The sequence below is a fragment of the Breznakia blatticola genome, from assembly GCF_004365815.1.
GTDB classification, from domain to species: domain Bacteria; phylum Bacillota_I; class Bacilli_A; order Erysipelotrichales; family Erysipelotrichaceae; genus Breznakia; species Breznakia blatticola.
This window is the reverse complement of the sequence record NZ_SODD01000061.1, coordinates 1-10,378: the sequence shown is the minus strand read 5'-3', so window position 1 is coordinate 10,378 and position 10,378 is coordinate 1. Positions and strand designations below refer to the sequence as shown.

General features: G+C 34.6%; 9 protein-coding genes, 1 pseudogene and 1 other annotated feature. Of the genes and pseudogenes, 3 read left to right on the top strand and 7 right to left on the bottom strand.

The window, feature by feature from the left end:
• Positions 1-451: 451 nt before the first annotated feature.
• Positions 452-901 (bottom strand): Spx/MgsR family RNA polymerase-binding regulatory protein, encoded by a 450-nt coding sequence (locus tag EDD63_RS10860; protein ID WP_134171336.1) that lies wholly within the window; start codon positions 899-901, stop codon positions 452-454.
• A 290-nt stretch (positions 902-1,191) separates the two neighbouring features.
• On the opposite strand from EDD63_RS10860, the pseudogene EDD63_RS10855 reads away from it, so the two are divergent.
• Both EDD63_RS10855 and trpS read left to right on the top strand, forming a co-directional pair.
• Positions 1,192-2,484 (top strand): annotated as a pseudogene (locus EDD63_RS10855) (APC family permease); the annotation flags it as partial.
• Positions 2,461-2,670: a binding site (T-box leader), on the top strand. It overlaps the preceding pseudogene by 24 nt.
• Before the next feature lie 45 nt (positions 2,671-2,715).
• Positions 2,716-3,702: a tryptophan--tRNA ligase gene (trpS, locus tag EDD63_RS10850; RefSeq protein WP_134171334.1), complete on the top strand. Its 987-nt coding sequence runs from the start codon at positions 2,716-2,718 to the stop codon at positions 3,700-3,702.
• A gap of 84 nt (positions 3,703-3,786) precedes the next feature.
• On the opposite strand, the gene EDD63_RS10845 is transcribed toward trpS, so the two are convergent.
• The 6 genes from EDD63_RS10845 to EDD63_RS10820 are packed head-to-tail and all read right to left on the bottom strand — an operon-like array spanning position 3,787 to position 8,194.
• Positions 3,787-4,845, bottom strand: coding sequence for a mannitol dehydrogenase family protein (locus EDD63_RS10845; RefSeq protein ID WP_134171333.1), 1,059 nt, complete (start codon positions 4,843-4,845; stop codon positions 3,787-3,789).
• Positions 4,846-4,848: 3 nt separating this feature from the next.
• A complete protein-coding gene (locus EDD63_RS10840) occupies positions 4,849-5,649 on the bottom strand; it encodes a sorbitol-6-phosphate dehydrogenase subunit (protein WP_134171332.1) in 801 nt (266 codons plus the stop codon).
• Between the two features lie 9 nt (positions 5,650-5,658).
• The gene (locus EDD63_RS10835; protein ID WP_134171331.1) at positions 5,659-6,504 is read right to left on the bottom strand and encodes a PTS system mannose/fructose/sorbose family transporter subunit IID; all 846 of its coding nucleotides are present in this window, start codon (positions 6,502-6,504) and stop codon (positions 5,659-5,661) included.
• Entirely contained in the window at positions 6,501-7,274 is a 774-nt protein-coding gene (locus EDD63_RS10830; protein WP_134171330.1) for a PTS mannose/fructose/sorbose/N-acetylgalactosamine transporter subunit IIC, read from the bottom strand. Before EDD63_RS10830 ends, EDD63_RS10835 begins: the two co-directional genes overlap by 4 nt.
• Before the next feature lie 15 nt (positions 7,275-7,289).
• Positions 7,290-7,778, bottom strand: a complete 489-nt coding sequence (locus EDD63_RS10825) for a PTS sugar transporter subunit IIB (protein ID WP_134171329.1) — start codon at positions 7,776-7,778, stop codon at positions 7,290-7,292.
• 14 nt (positions 7,779-7,792) lie between these two features.
• On the bottom strand, positions 7,793-8,194 hold the full coding sequence (locus EDD63_RS10820) for a PTS sugar transporter subunit IIA (RefSeq protein ID WP_166667634.1): 402 nt from the start codon (positions 8,192-8,194) through the stop codon (positions 7,793-7,795).
• Between the two features lie 170 nt (positions 8,195-8,364).
• Here EDD63_RS10820 and EDD63_RS10815 point away from each other — a divergent pair, with 170 nt between their 5' ends.
• A complete protein-coding gene (locus EDD63_RS10815) occupies positions 8,365-10,290 on the top strand; it encodes a BglG family transcription antiterminator (RefSeq protein ID WP_134171327.1) in 1,926 nt (641 codons plus the stop codon).
• The last annotated feature ends 88 nt before the right edge of the window (positions 10,291-10,378 follow it).

Here is a 10,378-nt window from a genome sequence, read left to right as displayed (position 1 = left end):
CTTTGCGTGTTTTTAGTTGTTTTTGTTTTCCGTGAATTTTTGTTTCGAAATTGACGTTTCCTATTCAGTTTTAAAAGATCTAATCACTTCTTTTTCGCATCGGTTATCTCAACCGTGCCTGTTAATAATACCACTCTCGCGCTAGCAAATCAATCACTTTTTTCAACTTTTTTGAAAAAGTTTTCTGAGCAATTATTTCGCATTGTTTCTCGCTTGAGCCTCATTGATATTATCATTTACGTCACCCTGTGTCAACAACATTTTTTCAACTTCTTTCAGAAACATTTTTACTGAATTTTCAATTGATTTTTTATGTGTTTTGCAGAAGCAACTTTGAAATAATACCATTTTGATTTCATAGTGTCAACAAGTTATTTTCACTTTCCGAAACTTTTATTTTTCTATATCAAAAATTCATCTTTTTTCAAGAAAAAAAGGTACCGAAGTACCTCTATCTTGCATATTCTTGTTCATCACCTTTACGAAGCGATCCACATATCGGATAGTTCGGACATGATGGATTACATCCACAGTCCGCAATGTTTCTCAACTCTTTAGGGACAAACGCTGTGATTTCATCATCATCATAACCTACTAAGAAGTTATCTTCATTAATGATAATTGGGCGTTTCATTACAGATGGATTTTGTTGGACAAACCGAATGGTTTCCTCCATCGACATTTCATCCAAATCTTTACCAAGCTCTTGATATGGGCGTGAGCGTGTACTGATAAGGTCTTCCGTTCCATTATCACTACGACTAAGTAAATATTTGATTTCATCAGCTTTTAGAATTGTTGCGAAGATATTCTTTTCAACAAAATCAAGATTGCGTTCTTGTAGCCAACGTTTTGCTTTACGACAAGAAGCACATCCTGGAGATGAATATAGTATAATCATAATATTTTTCCTTTCCTTATAAGTTCTCTATATGTATAGTATATCAAACTGTATTCAAAGTATAGAGCGAAGTAATCAGAAGTTCAAGATTTTTTTCGTTTCTTTATTTTTATATATAAGAGATTTTCTTTGCATGCTATATCGATACTTACAAAATAAAATCATACGATAATTATAAAAAGTATATTTCTTATTTACTTGATTCTTGTTTTCCGTTACAATCTACTGCGTGAACAAAAGAGGAACACTTATGGAACGCAAAACAATGAAAAAAACAATTTGGTTTACCTACTGCAATTAGTATGATTGTTGGAATCGTAATCGGTTCTGGAATCTTCTTCAAGACAGATGATATTCTCATGGATACAAATGGAAGCGTGTTGTATGGAGCAATTGCTCTAGTTCTTGGTGCAATTGGAATTATTTTTGGTGGATTAACTTTATCCAAGCTTTCAGAGAAAAGTGAAAAAGCTGGCGGACTTATTACCTATTGTGAACTTGCCTTTGGTAAACGTTTCGCATTTGTTGCTGGATTTTATCAAATGGGAATTTATTATCCTGCTTTGTTAGGTGTGATTTTATATGTTGCTGCTAATTATACATGCATGCTATTTGAAGATGCACAACTTAATGTTTGGATAATTACCATCATTTACTTTATCGGTACATTTTCTGTTAACTATTTGTCCGCTAAAATGGCAAGCTATTTTCAAAATCTAGCAACAATTATCAAGATCCTACCTCTAGTTATTATTGGATTTCTTGGTATTCGCTACGGAAGTTTTCATTCCATGCAAAACGAAAGCTTTCACGTAACTGGAATTATCGCTTCAAGTAGTGCGATTGTCAGTGTTGCTTTTTCCTACGATGGATGGACCGTCGCTCCTGCAGTTGCACATGAAATCAAAAACGCAAAACGTAACCTATCCTTAGCTCTTGCGATTTCTCCGGTGATTATTATGGTTATTTATTTAATCTATTTTATTGGTATGTCAAGTATACTTGGTCCGCAACAAATCCTTGCACTTGGTGATTCGCATGTACAAGTTGCTAGCGAGAGATTGTTTGGATTACAGGCAAGCAAGCTTGTTCTTGTTGCGATTATCATTTCTGTATTAGGTACAGTTAATGGATTAACTCTTGCTGCAATTCGTGTGCCTTATGCATTAGCGATTCGTAAAGAACTTCCTTTCAGTCATGAATTTGCTAAAATCAATCAAAAGACAAATATCCCTGGACGCTCTACATTACTGACTGTATTGCTAACGGCGTTTTGGATGTTTGCACATTTTCTTACGACGCAAATTCATGCACTGCATCAAATTGATATCTCTAGCATTCCAATTTTTATGATGTATGTAATTTACCTAATCCTCTTTATTAGCGTGATTCGCAAGTACAAACAAAAGCAGTTGCATGGTCGCTTTCGTGGTCTAGTATGTCCAATCTTCGCCATCGTTGGAGCACTCCTTGTAATTAGTGGTGCACTCTATTCACCCATGTTCAAAATTTACTTGATTGTATCCTTACTATTTCTAATAATCAGTGGTATAATATACAACGTAGCGAAGAAACAAAGATAGTAGATATCCTGTATGAAAGTAGAGATTTGCCGGATGCTGCAAGGCAAACATCACTTGATATCGAATTGGGTTTGTGGAGCTTAAGCGTAAAGCCGGTCATTCCGTTATCATGAAGCGATTCATTTTTACACAAATATAAAATGAATAAGTCGGGTGGTACCGCGTATAAAACTATACGTCCCAACATATTGTTGGGACGTTTTTTATTTAATAGGAGGAAAAAGAAAGATTATGAAAAGATGTTTGAGTGGGATTCAACCCTCAGGACAATTAACCTTAGGAAACTACATTGGTGCAATTCGTCAATTTGTACAATTGCAAGATGAATATGAAATGTTTATATTTATTGCTAATATGCATGCAATCACTGTTGCCCAAGATCCAAAGAAATTAAAAGCTAACACAAAAGACTTAGTTGCTTTATATTTAGCATTTGGTCTTGATCCTAGTAAAGTAAACCTGTTTGTACAAAGCGATGTTGTACAACATGCAGAATTAGGATGGGTTCTTAACTGTCACACATATATGGGTGAACTAAACCGTATGACACAATTCAAAGATAAAACCGCAAAAAAAGAAACAAATATTAGCGCAGGGCTTTATACGTATCCTTCACTTATGGCTGCAGATATATTATTGTATGATGCAGATGTTGTACCTGTAGGTGTTGACCAAAAACAACACGTGGAATTAACACGTGATTTAGCACAACGTTTCAATAACTTGTATGGAGAAACATTCGTTGTTCCTGAACCAGTAACTGCTAAAATCGGGGCAAAGGTTATGTCACTTCAAAACCCAGAAAAGAAAATGTCGAAAAGTGATGAAAACCCTAAAGCTTGTATCTACTTATTAGATGAACCAAAAGTTGCACGTAAGAAAATTATGTCAGCTGTGACAGACTCAATCGGTATTGTACAATATGATCTAGAAAACCAACCTGGAGTATCAAACTTACTCACAATTCAAAGTTCACTGTCAGGTGAATCAATTGATGAACTTGTTGCTAAATTCGAAGGAAAAGGGTATGGCGACTTTAAAGGATATGTTGGAGATACAGTGGAAGCATTCTTAAGTGACTTACAAGAAAAGTATCGTGCAATCCTACAAAGTGGTGAAATTGAAAGCGTACTTGAACAAGGTGCAAAAAATGCTGGAAACATCGCTTTCAAAAAAATGCGTAAAGTAAAAAAGAAACTTGGATTCCAATTATTTTAAATAGCGTGTTGCTTCTACAATGAAGCACACGTTTTTTTATAAAGAAAACCTATATATGGAACACAACCATATATAGGTTCTTAGTTATAACGTGTGATATACATGCATAATATTTTGATAAAGTTTTTCATCATCTGCAATTCCACTAATTGCAATTAATTCAGTTAACGATTCGTTTTCTGTATGTACACCATAATAAAATGCATAAGCTATCATCGCTTCCAATACAGATGTATCTTTACCATATTTTCTACATAGATTAAGCGGCTGAACCATTCGTTCACTTATTCCAACTTTTCGCTGTACTGTACGTGCATTTCGCGCAATAGTATCTACAATATATGTATTTTTAAACTTTGCGATTGCATATGCTGAAAAAGTTTGTTGTTCCTCCAAAGAAATTTGATACTCTTGACGGATGGCATCATCGAGTTGCACAAGCAACTCATCCATCATGTTTGATACATCCTCATCATTTGCTGCTTGCGCATAACTCGTATAACCTTTATACGCACCAACATACGCTATGCAAGCACTCAAACAATTGTACGTATAGATTTTTCTTTGAATCAAAGATGCAAAATCATTTTCCGCTTTGAATCCATCAAGCGCAATCGGTTGATCTAAAGCATGAATATCGTATGGTAGATTGGGATACACTTGACTACCTAATGTTAAAGACTGATCATCACTAGCTAATGTTGTACAAAATACTGCACCTTCACTGATATACGCATCAATATTTGCTTTAACCAATGGCTCTTTTACATGAACCCCATTCTCACAACAAACAATACGTAGTTTATTCTTTGTACGTATCTTTGTTGCTTCCTTAAATGTCTCTATAAGATCAACAAGATTTTCTCCACCTACGCTAACAAGAACTAAATCCGCATTTGCAATTACTTCAATTGCCTTTTTATCGAAAAGTGTATATGCATCAAAATCTGTGATTACTACATCTTCAGTTGTTGCATCGTAGTACGATATTGTGTATGACTTTTTTTCACGTAACATTTGTATACGTTTTTCATCTTTATCAATAAACGTAATTTTAGTATGTTTGTTTTGTTTAACAAGTGGGGCGAGAAATCCTCGCCCAGTTTGTCCTGCTCCTATGATGACAATATTTTCTTCCATCATAATTTACTTTGATTTTCCCCCAGTAATAGCAATCGTTGTTCCTGTGATGTAACTTGCATGATCAGAAACAAGATAACTAATTAAATTTGCTACTTCATACAAGTGTCCTGGACGACCTAATGGAATTGATTTTTCATAGTTTCCATAAAATTTATTTGGATCTTGTCCACGACCATATGCTTGTGCCGCATATTTCTCATCATTATTTGCAGGTGTACGATCTAAAATTGCTGGTTCTACACCCACAACACGAATATTATATGGTCCCAACTCTTTTGCCCATGATAATCCATATGCATGAATTGCTGCTTTCGTTCCTGAATATGCACTATGTGCACGCGAACCTTGAATACCCGCTTCAGAAGACATATTAATAATAACTCCTGATTTTTGTTTATACATAACTCGAGTTACTGCTTGCGCAAATAAGAATGTACCTTTTTGATTTACATTTACCATGAAATCGAAGTCTTCTTCGTTTAACTCATATTTCTTTTCTTTTTCGAAGTAATCTACTAAAACTCTTGGACGCGTAACACCTGCATTATTTACAAGTCCATCGATTTTACCAAATGCTTCCATGGTTTTGGTAACAACATTTTCCACTTCTTCTTTTTTTGTGATATCGCATGGAACATACAACACTTGTTTTTCATCATATGTTTTACTTGGTTTTGCATAATCGGCAATTACAACTTTGGCACCATTTCCTGCTAAGTCTTCAACCATTGCTTCACCAATTCCCATACTACCACCAGTAACGATTACTACTTTATCACTTAAATCTAACCACTGTTTACCCATCTTAACCTCCTAAACAATTCCAAAGAATGCAAACACTAACGAAAATACGATAATTCCTAATAAAATACGAATGTATTTTGGACCTGCTTTTTTAATATAGAAATATATTGCAAATACTGCAGCTAGTGGCAACAAGTTAGGGAAAATGTTATCCAACACTGCTTGTAACGTACTTTCATTTCCAACTGCATCACTCCACGAAATGATAGTAGACAATTTTACATACGAAGCTGAAAGTGCACCCATCATAAACAATCCTAGTACACTACACGTATTAATCATTTGATTGATACGACCAGATTGTAAGACATTCATAATTGAATCTTTTCCTAACGTGTACCCTTTTACATTTAGAAAATATCCTAACGCACTAATTACAACTCCCCAAATAGCGAATGGTAAGATTCCTGCTCCCCAGAAACCTGTTTCAGCAAGCGGAATAAATAATGACATCAAAATCGGACGAATGGTTCCGTGATTGATCGTATCTCCAATTCCCGCAAGTGGTCCCATAAGTCCCACTTTTAAGTTAGAGATAATATCTGTATATTGATCAATCTCTTCTGTTGAAACCCCTTGATCCAACATAATGGAACGTTCTTCTTCTAATGCCCCAACAATTCCAAAGATCATTGACCCCCATGTTGCTTCACAGTTATAAAACATCAAGTGGCGTTCATATGCTTTTTTTAATTCCTCAGGATTATTTGCATACAATTTATTTAAAATTGGTGTCATACCATTTGAAAAACCAAGTGCAGTCATTCTTTCATAGCTCGCACTTACTTCAACTCCTGCATAGTAACGTGCCCATGCTTTTGTTATATCTTTTTTTGTTAGTTTGTTTGTACTCATAATAAATCTCCTTCACTTTGTTGCACATTTGGCAAATCATCAGTTTGTGCAAATTTTGATTGAATGATTGCTAAACAAACACCAATTAAGGCAATTGAAATAATGTTAATTCCTGCATATGTGAAAATAATAAATCCAAGTAAGAAATATGGAATCAATGATTTCTTTCCTATTACTTGAATCGTTACTGCAAATCCTAAAGCAGGAAGAATTCCACCAGCTACAGATAAACCATTAATTGCCCATGCTGGAATCGAGTTTAAAAATGCTGCTACTGCTGTAGTACCTACAAGTAATGCAGCAGTTGTAGGAATGACACGTAATGGAATTGACACAATTAATGGATACCAAAATTGAGCAAGTCTTGCTTTCTTCATATCTCCTTCTTTTGCTGCTTTATCTGCCATGCGCACCCACACTGATGCATATGTTTTTCTTAAGTTATCAAGTAATACTCCTAATAGACCAATTGGCATGGCAATCGTTACTGCCATTGATGGATCAATTCCTGCTTCGATAGCGACAGGAATCGTAATACAGGCAGCAAGTGCTTCATCTGCTGGTAAGTTTCCACCAGGTGCAATTGCTCCTAAGTAAATTAGTTGGAGTGCAGCCCCAATTTTCATTGCGGTTTCCACATCTCCCATGATTAGCCCCAATGGAACAGCTAGAAATAGCGGTTGTCTAACAATATGTTGCGTTCCATACCAGATTTTATTTGTTGCTAACCAATATATAATCCCTACTACTAATGCTAATACTATATTCATGTTATGTTCTCCTTTTTACCCCATTTTCTCTAATGCTTTATCCAGTCCAATTCTTGGTTCTTTTGGAACTGCTTGAAAATAAATTTCGACGCCTTTATCTGCCATTTCTTTTAGAAGTCCTGCTTCTTTTTCATCTAATGACAATTGATTTGAAATCATTACACGACCAGTCCCACTTCCAAGTCCACCAATTTGAAGTTCGCACAATTGCAAACCACGATCAAATGTTTCCTTTACACTTTCGACACTCTTAAAAAGTATCAGTAGATTCTTTTGACTAAACTTTCCGGCAACAAGATTCTTTACTGCTCTTTCTGGTGATAAAATATTCACCTTGATTCCTGGAGGAGCTGCCATCAGATAAACTTGCGCCATAAATTGATTTTTCTCCAACTCCTCATCAACCACAAGAATATGATTTGCAGCAACTTGCTTTACCCAATTGGTAATTACTTGTCCATGCATCAAACGAAAATCTACTCTTGCTAATTTAATTTCGTTCATTTTATACCTCCTTTCTATGTATTCTCACTTTGGATTAAGACAACTGATGCATCCCCTGCTTCTTTTACTTTCGTAACGAAGTTCGCAAAATTGTCATATGTTTTACTTAAGCATGCTTCAAGTAGCATCGCTAAGTTCAAACCACTTAATAAACTGATTTTATAATCTGTGGCTAATTCAGCTGCCACATACGATGGTGTCCCACCAAAGATATCGCAAAAGATTAATATATCTCCATGAAATGTAGATAATTGTTCCTTCACTTCTTCTTTATATGTTTCTGGTGATGTCCCTGGCATGAGTGATAGTGCATGTACATTACTGAGTTCCCCAGCAATCATTTCTGCACTTTCCATCAATGCTTCCCCTGCTTTCCCGTGCGTGAGAAGTAATATATGTAGATCGTTATTATTCAAGTTCATTCCTCCTTACTCGCCTTGGCTTGATTTCATACTAGCATGCAATAAAGCAACAAGATTTTCATTATTTTCCCCATACTTGGTGCAACAAATAAAAATTTCAATTTTTTATTTTTGCTATACTATGAGTAAGTTACAAAGATGATTGCGTCAAAAAGGAGGAAGACATGTTATCAAATCGACAATTTAAAATTATGCAACAATTAGCAAATACAAATGAATACATTTCTTCTGCAGCGCTATCAGAATTATTTAAAGTTAGTAGCCGATCAATTAAGAATGATATGCAAACCATTCGTTTATTCTTAGAGTCAAATTATCCAAATACACATATACAATCCGTTCCTTCGAAAGGATATATTGTGATTTATGATTCAAAAGCAGAACAAGATGCATTTATAAACATCTGTAATGATTTACAAACTCTTTCTCATTATGAAGACGAACAACTTCTTCGCGTGAAGAAAATCATTCTCTTACTTTTTGATCACACCTATATTACAAAATGGAAAATCATTGACCGTCTATATATTTCAGAATCCACATTTTATTCAGATTTAAAGGAAGTTGAAGCTGTCTTAAGCAAATATGATTTGCATGTTGAACAAAAAAAGCAATTCGGTTATTACATTGTTGGTTTAGAAAAAGATATGCGCTTATGTTTAATTAAGGAAAACTTATATACATTAGAGGAACATGAGATAAACCAAGATCGAACGGTGAACATTCAAAACATTGCCAGAATATCAGAAATACTATCTAATATTTTATTAGAAAATGAATATCGAACATCCGATACATTACTTGAGAATCTTGTAGTTCATATTCTGATTACACTTAGTCGAATTCGTAGTGGTAACATGATTATGGAACCATCGAATTATCCCGACATTAAACAACTCAAAGAATATGCAATAGCAAAACAAATACTCGAAGCATTCATTGTAAGTAGTGAACACTTGCAAGCAGCACATTTGGAAAATGAAATCATCCATTTAACAACCAATTTACTTGGAAAGAGTGAGTATAATAAAAACACGTTAATTTCAAAAGAGACGAACGAGTTTATTCAATATACATTAGAGTGCATACTTGAAAAGTTTGCAGTTGATTTCACCAATGATGTCGACTTAAAAATATCTTTATCTATGCATTTAGTTCCTTTACTACATCGCATTCGTTATGGTATGCAACAAAAAAGTAAAATGGCTAGAGAAATTAAAGTATCTTTTCCTCTAGCCACAGATATCGCATCCTACTTTGCACATCTTTTACAAAATCATTACGACTTAGTTGTATCAGATGATGAAATCACCTTTTTATCTTTATATTTCAATTACAGTTTAGATAACTTGAAGGTTGGTGAAGATGCAAAGAATATCTTAATTATTACCACTTTACGTCAATCAGAAACAATTTTGATACGCCAAAAATTTATGCACTGGTTTAAAAATCAAATTCAAAATCTTGTCTTTATCCGTCCAAATGAAGCAGTTGAACATTTAATGGATTTCGATGCTATTTTTACTACTGATGACTTTGATGATGATGCATATAGTGGTGCAGTTGTAAAAATCAACTTATTTCCAAACGACGAAGATTATATTCGTATCAACCATGCACTTTACGGTTTTACAAGTGCAAATGCAGTACTAAGTAAGTTCAGAAACGAACTTGTCTATATTGGAAAAGCAAAAAGTAAAGATGAAGTACTTCAAAAGCTGTTTCACTTAGCAGAAAAAACATTTCATCTTGATGACTCTTTTCGACAATCGGTTATGGATCGTGAAAGTGTTGGAAACACATATTATGGTTCAAAAATCAGTATGCCTCACCCATTAGCACCAACAACTGATGAAACATTTGTAGCTATGGCACTACTTGAAAATGAAATCGAATGGGGGGAAAATCAAAACGTACAGATTATTTTTATGGTAAGTACCGAAAAGAACAATCCTAGAGCATTCCAATTTTGGCATTATTTATCATTATTTGTATCGAACGATACCTATGTAAAACAATTACTAGAAAACTTAACCTATCAAAACTTTATGCGCTTATTAAATGAAGCGATTGCATCAGAGTTCAAATAGGGTAGAGGGAAAGAAATATATTCTTTCGCCCCTCCCATTGCACCGTACGTACGGTTCTCGTATACGGCGCTACATATGTATTAATCAC

What these genes read in the sequence shown, in the direction of transcription:
- EDD63_RS10835 (WP_134171331.1), bottom strand. Translation starts at nt 6,504, where the DNA reads ATGAGTACAAACAAACTAACAAAAAAAGATATAACAAAAGCATGGGCA.
- EDD63_RS10815 (WP_134171327.1), top strand. Translation starts at nt 8,365, where the DNA reads ATGTTATCAAATCGACAATTTAAAATTATGCAACAATTAGCAAATACA.
- EDD63_RS10840 (WP_134171332.1), bottom strand. Translation starts at nt 5,649, where the DNA reads ATGGGTAAACAGTGGTTAGATTTAAGTGATAAAGTAGTAATCGTTACT.
- EDD63_RS10845 (WP_134171333.1), bottom strand. Translation starts at nt 4,845, where the DNA reads ATGATGGAAGAAAATATTGTCATCATAGGAGCAGGACAAACTGGGCGA.
- EDD63_RS10830 (WP_134171330.1), bottom strand. Translation starts at nt 7,274, where the DNA reads ATGAATATAGTATTAGCATTAGTAGTAGGGATTATATATTGGTTAGCA.
- trpS (WP_134171334.1), top strand. Translation starts at nt 2,716, where the DNA reads ATGAAAAGATGTTTGAGTGGGATTCAACCCTCAGGACAATTAACCTTA.
- EDD63_RS10825 (WP_134171329.1), bottom strand. Translation starts at nt 7,778, where the DNA reads ATGAACGAAATTAAATTAGCAAGAGTAGATTTTCGTTTGATGCATGGA.
- EDD63_RS10860 (WP_134171336.1), bottom strand. Translation starts at nt 901, where the DNA reads ATGATTATACTATATTCATCTCCAGGATGTGCTTCTTGTCGTAAAGCA.